At 49.8% G+C, this 15,331-nt stretch carries 16 protein-coding genes and 2 tRNA genes; 1 reads left to right on the top strand and 17 read right to left on the bottom strand.

The features are described 5' to 3' along the window. Positions 1 to 183 precede the first annotated feature (183 nt). Positions 184 to 582, top strand: a complete 399-nt coding sequence (locus LOZ86_RS06820; RefSeq protein ID WP_039482718.1) for a YjaA family stress response protein — start codon at positions 184 to 186, stop codon at positions 580 to 582. 14 nt (positions 583 to 596) lie between these two features. Here the strand turns inward: LOZ86_RS06820 and LOZ86_RS06815 are convergent, their stop codons facing one another. From LOZ86_RS06815 to sucC, 17 genes are all read right to left on the bottom strand, one after another. Beyond that, on the bottom strand, positions 597 to 1,313 hold the full coding sequence (locus tag LOZ86_RS06815) for a DUF554 domain-containing protein (RefSeq protein WP_039482720.1): 717 nt from the start codon (positions 1,311 to 1,313) through the stop codon (positions 597 to 599). A 362-nt stretch (positions 1,314 to 1,675) separates the two neighbouring features. Continuing rightward, positions 1,676 to 1,751 (bottom strand) — tRNA-Lys (locus LOZ86_RS06810). A gap of 50 nt (positions 1,752 to 1,801) precedes the next feature. After that, positions 1,802 to 1,877: transfer RNA gene (locus LOZ86_RS06805), tRNA-Lys, on the bottom strand. 175 nt (positions 1,878 to 2,052) lie between these two features. After that, positions 2,053 to 2,829 carry a cell division protein CpoB gene (gene cpoB, locus LOZ86_RS06800; protein ID WP_039482722.1) on the bottom strand — a complete coding sequence of 259 codons (777 nt, stop codon included), beginning with the start codon at positions 2,827 to 2,829 and terminating at the stop codon, positions 2,053 to 2,055. A 9-nt stretch (positions 2,830 to 2,838) separates the two neighbouring features. Next, on the bottom strand, positions 2,839 to 3,351 hold the full coding sequence (pal, locus tag LOZ86_RS06795) for a peptidoglycan-associated lipoprotein Pal (protein WP_039482724.1): 513 nt from the start codon (positions 3,349 to 3,351) through the stop codon (positions 2,839 to 2,841). Between the two features lie 40 nt (positions 3,352 to 3,391). Further along, the gene (tolB, locus tag LOZ86_RS06790; RefSeq protein WP_039482727.1) at positions 3,392 to 4,684 is read right to left on the bottom strand and encodes a Tol-Pal system beta propeller repeat protein TolB; all 1,293 of its coding nucleotides are present in this window, start codon (positions 4,682 to 4,684) and stop codon (positions 3,392 to 3,394) included. A 138-nt stretch (positions 4,685 to 4,822) separates the two neighbouring features. Next, the gene (tolA, locus tag LOZ86_RS06785) at positions 4,823 to 5,998 is read right to left on the bottom strand and encodes a cell envelope integrity protein TolA (protein ID WP_039482729.1); all 1,176 of its coding nucleotides are present in this window, start codon (positions 5,996 to 5,998) and stop codon (positions 4,823 to 4,825) included. A 64-nt stretch (positions 5,999 to 6,062) separates the two neighbouring features. Further along, complete coding sequence (tolR, locus tag LOZ86_RS06780; protein ID WP_010285025.1) at positions 6,063 to 6,488, bottom strand: colicin uptake protein TolR; 426 nt, start codon at positions 6,486 to 6,488, stop codon at positions 6,063 to 6,065. 12 nt (positions 6,489 to 6,500) lie between these two features. Then, positions 6,501 to 7,187, bottom strand: a complete 687-nt coding sequence (gene tolQ / locus LOZ86_RS06775) for a Tol-Pal system protein TolQ (RefSeq protein WP_039482731.1) — start codon at positions 7,185 to 7,187, stop codon at positions 6,501 to 6,503. Continuing rightward, positions 7,184 to 7,588: a tol-pal system-associated acyl-CoA thioesterase gene (ybgC, locus tag LOZ86_RS06770; RefSeq protein ID WP_039482732.1), complete on the bottom strand. Its 405-nt coding sequence runs from the start codon at positions 7,586 to 7,588 to the stop codon at positions 7,184 to 7,186. The genes tolQ and ybgC overlap by 4 nt, the downstream gene beginning before the upstream one ends. A gap of 133 nt (positions 7,589 to 7,721) precedes the next feature. Further along, positions 7,722 to 8,015, bottom strand: a complete 294-nt coding sequence (gene ybgE / locus LOZ86_RS06765) for a cyd operon protein YbgE (RefSeq protein ID WP_010285015.1) — start codon at positions 8,013 to 8,015, stop codon at positions 7,722 to 7,724. Next, positions 8,012 to 8,128: a cytochrome bd-I oxidase subunit CydX gene (gene cydX / locus LOZ86_RS06760; RefSeq protein ID WP_011092952.1), complete on the bottom strand. Its 117-nt coding sequence runs from the start codon at positions 8,126 to 8,128 to the stop codon at positions 8,012 to 8,014. Before cydX ends, ybgE begins: the two co-directional genes overlap by 4 nt. A gap of 16 nt (positions 8,129 to 8,144) precedes the next feature. Next, a complete protein-coding gene (gene cydB, locus LOZ86_RS06755) occupies positions 8,145 to 9,284 on the bottom strand; it encodes a cytochrome d ubiquinol oxidase subunit II (protein WP_039482734.1) in 1,140 nt (379 codons plus the stop codon). A gap of 13 nt (positions 9,285 to 9,297) precedes the next feature. Beyond that, complete coding sequence (gene cydA / locus LOZ86_RS06750; RefSeq protein ID WP_039482736.1) at positions 9,298 to 10,866, bottom strand: cytochrome ubiquinol oxidase subunit I; 1,569 nt, start codon at positions 10,864 to 10,866, stop codon at positions 9,298 to 9,300. Between the two features lie 721 nt (positions 10,867 to 11,587). Beyond that, positions 11,588 to 12,757 carry a YfaP family protein gene (locus LOZ86_RS06745; RefSeq protein WP_039482737.1) on the bottom strand — a complete coding sequence of 390 codons (1,170 nt, stop codon included), beginning with the start codon at positions 12,755 to 12,757 and terminating at the stop codon, positions 11,588 to 11,590. A 228-nt stretch (positions 12,758 to 12,985) separates the two neighbouring features. After that, positions 12,986 to 13,858 carry a succinate--CoA ligase subunit alpha gene (gene sucD, locus LOZ86_RS06740; RefSeq protein ID WP_039482739.1) on the bottom strand — a complete coding sequence of 291 codons (873 nt, stop codon included), beginning with the start codon at positions 13,856 to 13,858 and terminating at the stop codon, positions 12,986 to 12,988. Next, on the bottom strand, positions 13,858 to 15,024 hold the full coding sequence (gene sucC, locus LOZ86_RS06735; RefSeq protein ID WP_039512418.1) for an ADP-forming succinate--CoA ligase subunit beta: 1,167 nt from the start codon (positions 15,022 to 15,024) through the stop codon (positions 13,858 to 13,860). The genes sucD and sucC overlap by 1 nt, the downstream gene beginning before the upstream one ends. Positions 15,025 to 15,331: the final 307 nt, after the last annotated feature.

The following is a 15,331-nucleotide window of genomic DNA, read 5'->3' as shown; positions in this document are numbered from 1 at the left end:
ATACTAATTAATCACTAGCACCGACGTTTTTTATCCTAAACAAAATACCGAAAAACCGCCCTAAAGTCGCGGTGTATTTTCCATAAAACCGGCCACTTTGTTTAATATGCTTAAAATGGTGAAGTGAAACGCGTAAGTGGGATGACTCGTAGAAAGTAGAAAAGAGACAAGGAGAGAAACGGCATGGCCAGCCTCTATATCAGAATCTATCGCAATACCCTGATCGTCAGAAACGTGGACACGAAACAAGAGGTGACAGAGCAATCAGACGCGCCTTTTACCACCACGCGTTTACTACTCGGGCAGATGATCCCGGCGATGAAGTTATTGGCTCGACTCACACGTAAAGTGGCGTCCAAACGATTAATCGATCTGTTCGCCTCGCACAAGGTCATCATCCATGCCATGGAGATGAATGAAGGCGGGCACAGCCAGGTCGAGTTTGCCAGCTACATAGAGCTAGCCAAGAGCATCAGCCCGCAAGGAAAGCATATTTATGTCTGTAGCAAAAACGTGCCGCTTACCGATCAGGAAGTGACACAAATCTTTAGCGGCGACATGCCTTCGATCGTCAGCCGCTAATTAGACGCTGCGCTTTAGGCGAAGAAGCGATGCCAGTAAAGAGAAATAGGAATAACCAGAACCAACGCAGGTAGGAAGTTAACCACCGCAAATGATTTGATCTGCGCGATCCTCAGCCCTACTGCAATCATGATAATCCCGCCACAGGCAGAAAAATCGCCCATCGTGATGTCTGTCATAAAGGGCATAATCAATTTGGCGGAGAAGAACAACAGTGTCTGAACAATAACCTGCGGTATCGCAATCGACATCACGGCAAGGCCAAGCGTGATGGAGAAAATCAGCGCGGTGAAAATATCCAAAGCAGATTTGATGATCAGCAGTTGATAATCACCCGTTAGCCCTTCCGTTAACGCCCCAACTACGCCTGTCCCGCTGGCACAAAACAGGACGATTAACGCGGTAAAGTTCTGAGTGTAAACATCCTGCGGCAAGCGGTGCTCCTGTGCAGGCAGCACGCGGTTTAATCCTTTCTGAATCATCATGCCAGCCCACTGCACACCGGACTCCATGCGTAGCAGCTCGCCTAACGCCACACCAATCACAATAGCCAGCGCCACCGCAGGCAACTGCTGGACTTTAACAATCAGCGTGATCCCCATTGCAATCGACACCATCGCAAATGCCGGCGGAAGACCATCTTGCAAACGCTGAGGGATAAAACGACGTAAAGCAATGCCCAGACCACTACCAATCAAGATAGCGGCACCATTAATCAACGGACCAATCATATATCTTCCTAAACAGGGCTACACGCGCTTCCCTGTGGCAATGACTCCATCCCTGCTCGATAGGATTAGAAACAGTTCCTGACGGGTTATATAGTCCATAGAGAGGGGTAAAAACCTAATATACCGCAAAGCCTTACCGAGTAGGGAGTGATGATGGGTTTTATCTCATTGATACGGTGTACACGATCGTTGTCTTAACGTCGATTTATGCAAGGAAGGAATGCTACTGCTGAAGTGGTGGATCGTGCAGGATGAATCGGCCTTTGGGGTCAACGCTAACGCGTTGCTGTCTCGCTTTGTTCGGCTCGTGCGATATGTAATTTAATATGAATTTATTCGAGGAAGGAAATTTACTGCCGAAATGGTGGGTCGTGCAGGATTCGAACCTGCGACCAATTGATTAAAAGTCAACTGCTCTACCGACTGAGCTAACGACCCGCAATGCGGAACTGCTTGATACTTACTAAAACTACAACTGCATTTGAAATTGGTGGGTCGTGCAGGATTCGAACCTGCGACCAATTGATTAAAAGTCAACTGCTCTACCGACTGAGCTAACGACCCAATTTCATGCTGCTTTAGCGTTTTGCTATTTGCCTTGGCAACGGCGGCACATATTACTGATTTAAATTTTCGGCGCAACCTATTTTCTTAAAAAACTGTTTGATTGCTTACTCTTAAGACGTTTAGGCACAAAAACCGCTCATGATGCGCAATTTTTGTGCCAATTAATACGGTATTACGATCCGGCTAAGCGCTTTTGCGCCTGCTTTGCACTTTCCGTATTGGGGTACATTTTTACAACCTGCTGGTAAACGGCCTTGGCTTTATCAGCCTGACCTTTTTCCTGCATGATCACCCCAACCTTCAGCAAGGCTTCAGAACTTTTTGGCGACTTGGGATAATTTTTAACAACGTTGGCGAAATAGTACGCCGCATCGTCCTTTTTCCCCTTGTTGTAATTCAACTGACCAAGCCAATAGTTAGCATTAGGTTGGTACGTTGAATCGGGGTACTTCTTGACGAATGCCTGAAATGCGGTAATAGCCTGATCGTACTGTTTTTTCTCCAGCACGAGCGCGACTGCGGCATTGTAATCACTATTCGCATCACCCGTACTGGCTGGTGCCGCCGTATTGGCAGCACCAGTATCAGTCCCCGCCGCAGCGGCAGGTGTGCCCTCTGTCGTCGGTGTTGAAGATGATTGCGAACTTAATCCATCAATCTGCTGATAGATCTGTTTCTGCCGTTCAACAACCTGATTCAACTGATACTGACTTTCCTGAATCTGCCCACGGAGGCTGTCAATATCGCGCTGATTATCAGAGAGCTGCTGTTGAAGTTGAGTTAAAAGCTGACTGTGAGCGTTAGAAATACGCTCCAATTGAGTGACGCGGTCTTCGACCGAGCCTGAGCCGACATTACTGATTGGCGCTTGGGCAGTAGCGGCCCAAGGGACCGCTACGCCAACCAGTAACGACAGACCCAACAGGTGACGTCTGAAGTTACTGCTCATGCGATTCTCTTAATATACCAGAACGGCACGACGGTTTTTGGCATAAGCCGCTTCGTCATGACCGAGAACAGCTGGTTTCTCTTTACCGTAAGAAACGATAGAGATCTGATCGGAAGAAACGCCTTTACCTTGCAGGTACATTTGTACCGCGTTGGCACGACGCTCACCCAGAGCGATGTTGTATTCTGGCGTACCGCGTTCGTCCGCGTGACCTTCGATAGTCACTTTGTAAGACGGGTTGCTACGCAGGAATGCAGCGTGTGCGTCCAGCATCTGAGCGAATTCAGAGCTCACATCGTACTTGTCCAGACCGAAGTAAACGATGTTGTTGCGCTGTAATTCTTGCATCTGCAAACGCGCTTGCTCAGAAGAAGACATGTTGCCGCCGTCCATCATGCCGTTGTTACCAGCAGCACCCATGGAAGATTGGTCATTGTCCGCGTTCTTGTTAGAGCTACAAGCGGCCACTGCCAGTACCGGCAGAGCCAACATCAGGCCTTTCAGCACTTTATTGAATTGCATTTCTTATGTCCTTTGACGAGTTTATTGTACATATCTGTACTTATAGATACGGCGACCAGGCAGGGAATTTAACCTGTCCATCAGTAGCCGGAAGACGCGCTTTGAAACGCCCATCTGTCGAAACCAACTGTAGCACTGAACCCAGCCCTTGTTTGGAACTGTAGATCACCATCGTGCCATTCGGTGCGATACTTGGCGTTTCGTCCAGGAACGTGTCCGTCAATACTTGTACGGCACCCGTTACCAGATCCAGTTTGGAAATATGCTGAGCTCCACCATTCGAGCTCACCGTTACCAAAAATTTCCCGTCGGCACTCACATCGGAGTCCTGATTCTGAGAACCTTCCCAGGTCACACGCTGTGGCGCGCCGCCGTTAGCATTCACTTTATAAACCTGCGGACGACCAGCCTGGTCTGAAGTATAGGCCAAGGTCTGGCTGTCTGGGAACCAGGTTGGTTCCGTGTTATTGCTGCGACCATCAGTTACTTGGCTGATTTGCCCAGATCCCAGATTCATCACATACAGATTCAGGCTACCGCTCTTAGACAGTGCGAACGCCAACTTGCTGCCATCAGGAGAGAAAGCAGGCGCACCGTTGTGACGCGGGAAGGAAGCAACCTGACGGATTGCACCATTTGCCAGCGTCTGAATAACCAACGCAGAACGGCCACTTTCAAACGTAACATAAGCGAGCTTGCTGCCGTCTGCGGACCAAGCCGGAGACATCAGCGGCTGTGGTGAGCGGTGAACCACAAATTGGTTGTAACCGTCATAGTCCGCAACGCGCAGTTCATAAGGGAACTGACCACCGTTGGTCTGAACAACGTAAGCGATACGGGTACGGAACGCACCTTTAATACCACTCAGTTTTTCAAACACTTCGTCACTGGCAGTGTGTGCAGCATAGCGCAACCACTGTTTTGTGACTTTAAACTGGTTCTGCGCTAATACGCTGCCTGGGTTACCGGAGGTATCGACGAGCTGGTAAGAAACCAGATAGCTGCCATCAGCACTCGGCTGAACCTGACCAACAACAACCGCATCGATGCCCAACGCCGTCCATGCAGCAGGCGTCACTTCAGAGGCCGTTGCAGGTTGCTGAGGCATACGGTTTGCGTCGATCGGGTTGAATTTGCCACTGTTACGCAAGTCAGCACCGACGATGCCGCCGACGTCTTCAGGCGCAGCGCCCGAGCCTGCCCATTTGAACGGAACCACGCCGATAGGACGTGCAGAGTCTACCCCTTGGGTAATCTCTATACGTACTTCCGCGTGAACAACCGCAGTCCACAGCATTAAAAAGCTTAATGCAACTTTCAGTACTTGCTTCATCTCATCTCCCTTATCCAGACGCGAAGTCTGCGATAAATTAGCAGAATTTTAACAAAAACAAACCAATGTCAACAAAACAACATAACCTGGTTTATTTACCATCGTAATAATCTTAAATCTATTGGGTAAACAGCCCGGTTACTGCGGTTTAAAGTCTATCGGCGCATTTTTGAAAGCCTCATAAACCTCTGAACTTGGTGGCTTCGGCATTCTTGCCTGTTTGGCAGCCGCAATGGCCGCCTGGCATAACGCGGGATCGCCGCCTTCAGCAGTGACGTCAATCAGCAGGCCATCTGGCGCCAGCTTAATTCGTAACGTACAGGTACGCCCTTTATAGAGCTGCCAGTCATAAAACTTGCTCTGAATGGCTGAGCGCACCTGACTACCATAGCTATCAAGCGCCGCACCTGATGCACCGCTCTTTTTATTGTTACCTGTGCCCGCAGGCGCGCCACCGCCAGACTTCGGCGCATTTTTCGATGAGGCCAACCCGCCCAGTAAGTCATCGACGGCGTTTTCCTGCTTAGCGGCCTCTGCTGCTGCTTTCTTTTTATCATCAGCGGCTTTCTTAGCCGCTGCAGCTGCTTCTGCTTTCTTCGTTGCTTCAGCTTCAGCCTTTTGTTTCGCTGCCTCAGCTGCTGCTTTTTGTTTAGCTTGCTCAGCGTCTGCGGCTGCCTTTGCAGCTTCTGCTTTAGCCGTTTCTGCTGCCTTCTGCTTAGCGGCCTCAGCGGCTTTTTCTTTAGCCTCTTCTTCCGCCTGTTTCTTAGCAGCAGCGGCCGCAGCAGCTTGTTTCTTCGCTTCGTCTTCTGCTTTCTTCTTAGCGTCTGCCGCCGCTTTCGCCTGTTGTTCAGCTTCAGCTTTCGCTTTTGCCGCTGCAGCTTCGGCTTGCTTCTGCTGTTCTTTTGCCTGCTGAGCCGCCGCTTCAGACTGCTTACGCTGTTCAGCCTGTTCCTGAGCCTGTTTTTTCGCCTCTTCCTGCGCTTGCAGACGCTCTTTTTCCAGCTCTTTCAGCCGCTGCTGTTCAGCCGCTTGCTTCTGCTGAAGCTCTTCGGCTTGCTGTTCAGCCTGCTTTTGACGCAGCTGTTCAGAACGTTTCGCATCTGTCTGCTGCTGCTGTTGGCGGTTATACTGCTCCACCACCGCGCTCGGATCGACCATTACAGCATCAATTGACGAGCCTCCGCCGCCCCCGCTGGCATCCATCGTTTGCGTCGACGAACTCCAAAGCAGCAAAGCAATCAGTATGATGTGCAAAACAGCCGAGATAATAACGGCGCGTTTCAGCTTATCGTTTTGTTCGTTTGCCTTTAGCACAAGCGATTCCCAAAAACAGTGTTGCCAGAAATAGGCTTAACGATCATTACCGTGATGCGCTCATTTAAATCGGTTGTGTCATCAAACCAACGGATTTTACGCCAGCCTGATGCAACAAATTCAACGCTTTAATGATCTCATCATAAGGAACATCCTTCGCGCCACCAATCAAAAAGACCGTCTTGGGATTGGTTGACAGCCGTGATTGCGCTTCAGCAACCACCTGTTCTGCCGGAAGTTGCTCCATACGGTTTTGTTCAACAACCAGGCTATATTGCCCTATGCCTGAAACCTCTACGATCACGGGCGGATTGTCATTGCTGGAGACCGTTTTTGAGTCGGTCGCATCAGGCAAGTCCACCTCAACGCTCTGCGTAATAATCGGGGCTGTCGCCATAAAAATCAGCAACAGCACCAACAGCACGTCCAGTAACGGGACAATGTTGATCTCGGATTTCAGCTCACGACGGCCTCTGCGTACTCGTGCCATGATGCCCCCTGATTACTTGCTGTTGTCGCTGGAGAACGCCTGACGGTGCAGGATAGCGATGAACTCTTCCGTAAAGTTGTCGTAGTTCTGCTCCAGTTTACCGACCCGCTGGCTAAGACGGTTATACGCCATGACCGCAGGGATCGCCGCAAACAGGCCGATTGCCGTTGCAATCAAGGCTTCGGCAATACCAGGGGCAACCATTTGTAAGGTCGCCTGCTTCACTGCGCCCAGCGCGATGAAGGCATGCATGATTCCCCAAACGGTACCGAACAGGCCGATATACGGGCTGATAGAACCCACGGTTCCCAAAAAGGGAATGTGCGTTTCCAGCGTTTCCAACTCACGATTCATTGAAATACGCATTGCACGGGATGCCCCTTCCACTACGGCTTCCGGCGCATGGCTGTTGACACGATGCAACCGTGCAAATTCTTTGAAACCTGAATGGAAGATTTGTTCAGTGCCCGTCAGGCTATCGCGACGAGTCTGACTTTCCTGATAGAGGCGCGACAGTTCGATGCCCGACCAAAACTTGTCCTCGAACGCCTCAGCCTCACGCGTCGCCGAGTTCAGAATTCGGGTACGTTGAATAATGATCGCCCAGGAAGCGATAGAAAAACAGATTAAAATCAGCATGATTAGTTTGACCAGAAGGCTTGCCTTCAGGAACAAATCAAAAACGTTCATGTCAGTCACTGCTTGAACTCCGCGACAATAGACTTAGGAAGCGCAATTGGCTTCATTTGATGTGGATCGATGCATGCGATCAAAACTTCAGCATGGCTTAGCAGGGTGCCATGAGCATTGAGAATACGCTGGGCGAAAGTCATAGAAGCACCACGCAGCGAGATAACCTCACTTTGCACTTCCAGCATGTCGTCGAGGCGCGCAGGAGCAAGATACTCCACCGTCATCCGACGAACAGCAAACGCGACATGCTCACTTAGCAAGGCTTGCTGATGAAAGTTGCGCTCACGTAACGCCTCGGTTCTTGCCCTTTCATAAAAGGCAATATAGCGAGCGTGATAGACAACGCCACCTGCATCAGTGTCTTCAAAGTAGACTCGAACTGGCCAGCGAAACAACGAATTACTCACTCTACATCCCAGTAATGCATTAAACCTCGCTACTATACGCAAGAGAAATGAGGTTTGGAATGGATTGTGACAACGGAAAGAAAATAATTATGGGCTGCAAGCAACCCATAACTAAATGGAATAGGAGGCTATTTTAGCCGAAGAAATAGTACAATCCTGCGCACAGGATCACAAAGGCGGGAAGTGGTGCGAAAAACGCGCGCCAGAGCAGGCGATGTGGACGAAAACCAACGCCATGAACAACGCCAGCGCAAACGGCCCAAATCAACAGCAGCCCCTGCCAAACCGCGAGTTCACTGGTCCGCGCCGCAAAGCGCGTCGGATCCCAGAATACACAGCCAGCCAGCAGCAACGCCATGATAAGGGAAAGAGCCCTTAACGGGCTCTTATCCATCAGGCGATAGAGTTTATCGACCAGATCACTCATTGCTTATCTTCTTCAGCCGCTTTGCTTGCCTCACTCTGCTCAATAGCCAGGGCCGTAATGATCCCCAATGAGCAAGCAAGAAGCGTTCCGAGTATCCAGGCAAAATACCACATAAATTAAGCTCCTTACTTAGTACATAGAGTGAGTGTTTTGCTCAATCTGCTCTTTGGTAATGCGACCGAACATCTTGTAGTAACACCATGCGGTATAAGACAGCACGATAGGAACGAAAATCATCGCAACCACTGTCATGACTTTCAGTGTCAGCAGGCTTGATGTTGCATCCCATACCGTCAAGCTGACGTTAGGCACAGTCACTGACGGCATGATGAACGGGAACATCGCGATCCCTGCGGTCAGAATCACACAAGCGATAGTCAGAGAGGAGAACAGGAATGCCCATGCTCCTTTCTCTGCGCGCGCCATAAGGGTAGTCAGCACCGGCAGCACTACGCCCAGAGCAGGGATAGCCCACAATACCGGATGGTTATTGAAGTTGATCAGCCAGGCACCTGCCTGTTGAACGACCTCTTTACGCAGCGGGTTAGATTCAGCCGCGGTGTTAATCGCAGACGTCACCACGTAGCCATCAATACCGTAAATGACCCATACGCCAGCCAGAGCAAACATCACCATCATCACCAGCGCGGCAATCTGCGCAGCGGATTTGGAACGCTCGTGCAGGTCGCCCGTGGTCCGCATCATCAGGTAGGTTGCACCTTGAGTCAGGATCATCGTCAGACTAACCACACCAGCCAACAAGCCAAACGGGTTCAGCAGTTGGAAGAAGTTTCCGGTGTAGTACAGACGCAGATATTCATCGACGTGGAACGGTACACCCTGCAACAGGTTACCAAACGCCACACCAATCACTACCGGTGGAACAAAGCTACCGATGAAGATGCCCCAGTCCCACATGCCACGCCAGCGCGGATCTTCGATTTTTGAACGGTAATCGAAGCCGACAGGACGGAAGAACAATGAGGCCAGCACCAGAATCATAGCAATATAAAAACCAGAGAACGCGGCAGCATAAACCATCGGCCAGGCAGCAAACAGCGCACCACCGGCGGTGATCAGCCAGACCTGGTTACCGTCCCAGTGCGGCGCAATACTGTTAATCATGACGCGACGCTCGGTATCGCCACGTCCCATCAGACGCACCAGAATGCCCACGCCCATGTCAAAACCATCAGTGATAGCGAAGCCAATCAGCAAAATACCGATCAACAGCCACCAGATAAAACGTAAGACTTCATATTCAAACATAGTGGACTCCTGTTTACCGTGCTTCCTGCGCAGCCGCTATAGGTTGTTCAAAATGGTAGCGCCCTGTTCTCAGGCTACTTGGCCCCAGACGTGCGAATTTGAACATCAGATACATTTCTGCAACCAGGAAGAGCGTATACAGACCACAGATCAGCCCCATGGAGAACAGAATATCCCCTGCAGTCAGTGATGACGTCGCAACGGCTGTCGGCAGAATCTCACCGATAGCCCAAGGCTGACGGCCGTATTCAGCCACAAACCAGCCGGCTTCGATAGCAATCCACGGCAGCGGAATACCGTACAACGCCGTACGGAGCAGCCAACGTTTTTGACCAATTTTGTTGCGCAGAACAGTCCAGAAAGACAGGCCAATGATCAACAGCATCAGAATGCCGCAGCCCACCATGATACGGAAAGAGAAGTACAGCGGCGCAACACGTGGGATAGAATCTTTAACCGCCTGTTGAATCTGCGTTTCTGTCGCATCAGAGACTTTCGGCGTATAGCGTTTCAGTAACATGCCATAGCCCAGATCTTGCTTAGACCTTTCGAACGCTTCTTTTACCGCCGGGTCAGTATTGCCCGCGCGTAATTCTTCCAGCAACTGGTAAGCCTTCATACCATTGCGAATACGCACTTCATGCATCACCAGCAATTCTTTCAGACCGGTAACTTCTTTGTCTGTAGAACGCGTGGCAATTAACCCCAGGGCATAAGGAATCTTGATGGCATAGTTATTTTCCATCGTATCCTGGTTCGGGATGCCGATCAGCGTAAAGGATGCTGGAGCAGGCTGTGTTTCCCATTCGGCTTCAATCGCTGCCAGTTTGGTTTTCTGTACGTCACCCATTTCATAACCGGATTCATCACCCAGTACAATAACGGACAGGACAGCAGCCATACCGAAACTTGCTGCGATAGCGAATGAACGCTTGGCAAACGCAATGTCGCGGCCTTTCAGTAGATAGTAAGAACTGACACCCAGAATGAACATTGCGCCCGTACAGTAACCTGCCGCTACCGTGTGAACGAATTTCACCTGAGCAACCGGGTTCAGTACCAGATCGGCGAAGCTCACCATTTCCATACGCATGGTTTCGAAGTTGAAATCCGATGCGATGGGGTTCTGCATCCAGCCATTGGCAACCAGAATCCACAGTGCGGAGAAGTTAGAGCCTAGCGCGACCAGCCAGGTCACGGCCATATGTTGCACTTTTCCTAAACGGTCCCAGCCGAAGAAGAACAAGCCAACAAAGGTCGATTCCAGGAAGAATGCCATCAGGCCTTCAATCGCTAGCGGCGCGCCGAAAATATCCCCGACGTAGTGAGAGAAGTATGACCAGTTGGTCCCGAATTGAAACTCCATGGTCAATCCGGTAGCGACCCCAAGAGCGAAGTTAATTGCAAATAACTTGCCCCAGAACTTGGTCATATCTTTATAGATTTGTTTGCCAGACAGCACATATACCGTTTCCATAATCGCCAGCAAAAACGCCATCCCCAGCGTTAATGGTACGAATAGAAAATGGTACATTGCAGTTAAGGCAAACTGTAAACGTGACAGTTCGACTACATCAAACATTTTGACTCCTTGCTCCTCGCAGGAAGGGATTAGCTTGCAAACGCTGACAAGCTGCCAAAAATCCGGCCATTACACCCAAAAGAACACAACAAGAATTGCTTTAATACACGCTGTAATGAACGCTAGAAATACCGTTCATCAGGGCAGTCACACCGCAATACCCCGACAGCAAGTTCAAGATAAATCACAAGTATTACAAATTGCGTACCCCATAGGGAGGTAGCCGTATATTACGCCTGTAATCCCCTACAATAAATAGGTTTTTACGTGACCCAGACTAGGTTTTTGGCTTCAAATCAACTTTTCCACTAAACGGCGTGAAAGACCATAATTGACCTCGCGCAATTTAAGCCTATTTCAGAAATTATATCCAGAGGAGTTTTTTGATCTAAAACAATTTAACGCTTTTCTCGTGATTATCGCGTTGCATTAATTTCCTCATTACACTCATTGTTAATGCAATGTGACTTTTAGGTTTAATTAAAATTAATTCAGCAATATAATTTTTACTTTCCGTTATCGATTATTCACATGCATTTTTATCTTCTATTTTATGTCAAATTTCTATTTTTTCTTGCTGACAACCGCGCTGTATTTTCGCCGTGAATTCCCTTGCCCTTCCCCCATGTACAGCCTGTTTGTAACGCGCCATGCCAAAGCGGAGACCAAAAGGCCTCCGCAGTGGTTACAGGTTAGGTGATACGTAGCAAGATGCTGCGATTTACTTATTCGCTTTCATCCGTTCAATGGCTTTATCGTAAACCGTGTTACTTTTCTCGCTTCTTGCCAGCTCATAATGCTGAAGTGCATCGCTGAACTGACCGGCGTTCTCGTAGATTTTTGCAATATTGTAGTACGAGCTGGCACGTGTGGTTGCCGCGTTGCTACCATTTGCCAACGCAATCGCTTTACGGTTAGCCCAAATGGCTTCGGCAATGTTGCCCCGCTTTTGATAAGTCAGGCCCAGGTTGCTATATGCCTGACCAAACGCACTATCCTGATCGATCGCAGACAGGAACAGTGTCGTGGCCTGCTCTAACTCACCGCGTCCATAGGCGGCTTCACCATCACGATTGAGGTTTTTGGCCAGCGCAGCATTTCCAGTAACGGAAACTGTCGTCTGCGCAGGGTTAAGCACCATTGGCAGCACATCGCTGTCCTTCACTTTTGAGAAATCTGCCTCACCAACGGCATTGATATCTTCAAAATCACCGTTAGGGTTAAGACGGAAAACCGTCCAGATGTTCCCTGTCTTATTCAGTGGGACAGAATATGACCGTACCTGTGAGCTTCCAACATAGACAAATACTTTTGCACGACTTGCGGAAAGCGCTAATGAATTAGCCTTATCACCGTTTGAATAATCATGGACGGCATAAATATAACTTTCACCCAAACGCTTTTTATCAATCGTGATCGTTTCTGGGCCGAAACTATCTGTGTCATCGACATCAAGATTAGCATCGCGTCCCTTTTTGTGGCTGAAATAAATATGATTACCCGGATAAATAAGGTGGGAATCTAAATCGGCAGGTTTTTCGCCCCAGGTTAATACAATTCGCATGCCATCCAGGCTTTTCATTACCGGACTCACTGCATAGGTCATACCGTCACACGGACATTTAACCACCAAATCTGAATAGCCCGCTTTTTTAATGATCAGTAGACTGTCTTGATCGACGGCGAATGGCGCGTTGAGCGCCGCACGGCCTGCGGCATCAGAGCGTGCGGTCACTGACTGCGCACCATTCTTCTGTAGAATAACCGTTGCATCATCAATTTTTTTATCTTTAATCGTCGCACTTAGCACTTCAATATTAATAGACTGTGCGTTAGCCACACAGGTAAATGCGGATAATGCCAAAATTAGTGCTTTTATATTTCCTTTCACACAACATCCCCTTAAGGAAAATTAATTAACCATTCCCTGCTTATACGGAACCAATGAAATTATCATCATTTCTGTTCATCGCTAATCATGCCTTTTCAGGCGCGCGAATTATCCAATAAAACCTCGAAGAAGTCATGCGTAATTCAATTACGTCAATTAACCTCGGAAGCCAAATTGGAATAAAAAAAGCCACCCGAAGGTGGCTAGAATATTTAATCGAATAATCGATTAACGCGATAAGATCGCTTTTACTGCATCGCCGATATCCGCCAGGCTGCGAACGGTTTTAACACCCGCCGCTTCTAACGCTGCGAATTTATCGTCAGCGGTACCTTTACCACCCGCGATAATGGCGCCAGCATGGCCCATGCGTTTACCTTTCGGTGCCGTCACACCCGCGATGTAGCCAACAACTGGCTTCGTCACGTGCTCTTTAATGTACGCCGCCGCTTCTTCTTCTGCCGTACCGCCGATTTCACCGATCATCACGATGGCTTCCGTCTGCGGATCCTGTTCAAACAGCTTCAGGATATCGATGAAGTTAGAACCTGGGATCGGGTCGCCGCCGATACCTACACAGCTGGACTGGCCCAGACCAGCATCGGTCGTTTGCTTCACGGCTTCATATGTCAGGGTACCAGAACGAGAAACGATACCCACTTTACCCGGCAGGTGAATATGGCCCGGCATAATACCGATCTTACATTCGCCCGGCGTGATCACACCTGGGCAGTTCGGACCGATCATCCGCGCGCCGCTCTGGTCGAGTTTCACTTTCACTGTCAGCATATCCAGCGTTGGGATACCTTCGGTGATACAGATGATCAGCTCGATACCTGCGTCAATCGCTTCCAGAATGGAGTCTTTACAGAACGGAGCGGGAACGTAGATAACGGATGCCGTTGCGCCCGTCGCGTCTACCGCTTCACGTACCGTATTAAATACGGGCAGACCCAGATGTTCCGTGCCGCCTTTACCCGGCGTCACACCGCCAACCATTTGCGTACCGTAAGCAAGTGCTTGCTCAGAGTGGAATGTCCCCTGACTACCGGTAAAACCCTGACAGATAACTTTGGTATTTTTATTAATCAGAATGGACATTATTTATCCCCCACTGCTGCAACAACCTGCTGAGCTGCACCCGTCAGGCTGGTCGCGGCAATAATATTCAGGCCGCTATCCGCCAGTTTCTTGGCACCCAGTTCCGCATTGTTCCCTTCAAGACGTACAACAACCGGTACGTTAACGCCCACTTCGGCTACGGCGCCGATGATGCCGTCAGCGATCAAATCGCAACGTACGATGCCGCCAAAGATGTTAACAAAGACAGCTTTTACCTTGTCGTCAGACAGGATGATTTTGAACGCTTCAGTCACACGTTCTTTCGTCGCGCCACCGCCTACATCGAGGAAGTTAGCAGGAGCACCGCCGTGCAGCTTCACGATGTCCATCGTGCCCATCGCCAGACCAGCACCGTTGACCATACAGCCAATGTTGCCGTCCAGCGCGACGTAGTTCAGTTCCCACTGCGCCGCATGCGCTTCACGGGAATCTTCCTGGCTTGGGTCGCGCATTTCACGCAGTTCAGGCTGACGGAACAGGGCATTGCCGTCCGCACCCAGTTTGCCATCCAGACAGATCAGATCGCCCTGCTTGGTGATAACCAGCGGGTTGATTTCTACCAGCGCCAGATCGCGCTCCAGGAACAGCGTCGCCAGACCCATGAAGATTTTGGTGAACTGAGCAACTTGCTTACCGCTTAAGCCCAGTTTGAAAGCCAATTCACGACCTTGATAAGGCTGTGGGCCTACCAGTGGATCGATCGCCGCTTTATGAATCAGCTCCGGCGTTTCTTCCGCCACTTTTTCAATTTCTACGCCACCTTCGGTGGACGCCATGAACACCACGCGACGCGTGCCACGGTCAACCACCGCGCCCAGATAAAGCTCTTTGTCGATATCTGTTGCAGCTTCAACCAGGATCTGATGAACCGGCTGACCCTGTGCGTCAGTTTGATACGTAACGAGTTTTTTACCCAGCCAGTTTTCAGCAAAAGCGCGGATATCTTCTTTATTGCTGACGACTTTAACGCCGCCCGCTTTACCGCGACCGCCTGCGTGAACCTGACATTTTACGACCCACGGACCCGCACCAATTTTAGACGCGGCTTCTTCCGCTTCACGCGGTGTGGTACAGGCATAGCCGGTCGGTGCCGGTAAACCATATCGAGCAAAGAGTTGTTTTGCCTGATACTCGTGTAAATTCATGATGTTCTATCCATTTAGGTTTGGAGATAAGTCGGCAGACGGTTTTTCATCACCGAATCTTTCGGTAGAGAAAAGCGCCATTAACTCTCTGATATATTTGGATAACGCCGTTGAGAAAAAACGGCCTGCATAGCACATATGCCTAATATATACCCTAAATAATTCGAGTTGCAGGAAGGCGGCGACGCAGTGAGTCCCCAGAAGCTTACACAAGTAAGTGACTGGGGTGAGCGAGGAAAGCCAACGTACATGCAGCTTGAAGTATAACGGGTATATTTCGGGCGGAAACCGTCAGGGTTACCCGCCC

This window comes from Pectobacterium parvum (genome assembly GCF_020971565.1).
In the GTDB taxonomy this organism is placed as follows: Bacteria; Pseudomonadota; Gammaproteobacteria; order Enterobacterales; family Enterobacteriaceae; genus Pectobacterium; species Pectobacterium polare.
This window is presented reverse-complemented; position numbering and strand designations above follow the sequence as displayed.

Coding starts and splice junctions, on each gene's coding strand:
- sucC (WP_039512418.1), bottom strand. CDS start 15,024: ATGAATTTACACGAGTATCAGGCAAAACAACTCTTTGCTCGATATGGT.
- cydA (WP_039482736.1), bottom strand. CDS start 10,866: ATGTTTGATGTAGTCGAACTGTCACGTTTACAGTTTGCCTTAACTGCA.
- LOZ86_RS06820 (WP_039482718.1), top strand. CDS start 184: ATGGCCAGCCTCTATATCAGAATCTATCGCAATACCCTGATCGTCAGA.
- ybgE (WP_010285015.1), bottom strand. CDS start 8,015: ATGAGTGATCTGGTCGATAAACTCTATCGCCTGATGGATAAGAGCCCG.
- cydB (WP_039482734.1), bottom strand. CDS start 9,284: ATGTTTGAATATGAAGTCTTACGTTTTATCTGGTGGCTGTTGATCGGT.
- tolR (WP_010285025.1), bottom strand. CDS start 6,488: ATGGCACGAGTACGCAGAGGCCGTCGTGAGCTGAAATCCGAGATCAAC.
- sucD (WP_039482739.1), bottom strand. CDS start 13,858: ATGTCCATTCTGATTAATAAAAATACCAAAGTTATCTGTCAGGGTTTT.
- LOZ86_RS06815 (WP_039482720.1), bottom strand. CDS start 1,313: ATGATTGGTCCGTTGATTAATGGTGCCGCTATCTTGATTGGTAGTGGT.
- cpoB (WP_039482722.1), bottom strand. CDS start 2,829: ATGAGCAGTAACTTCAGACGTCACCTGTTGGGTCTGTCGTTACTGGTT.
- tolB (WP_039482727.1), bottom strand. CDS start 4,684: ATGAAGCAAGTACTGAAAGTTGCATTAAGCTTTTTAATGCTGTGGACT.
- cydX (WP_011092952.1), bottom strand. CDS start 8,128: ATGTGGTATTTTGCCTGGATACTCGGAACGCTTCTTGCTTGCTCATTG.
- pal (WP_039482724.1), bottom strand. CDS start 3,351: ATGCAATTCAATAAAGTGCTGAAAGGCCTGATGTTGGCTCTGCCGGTA.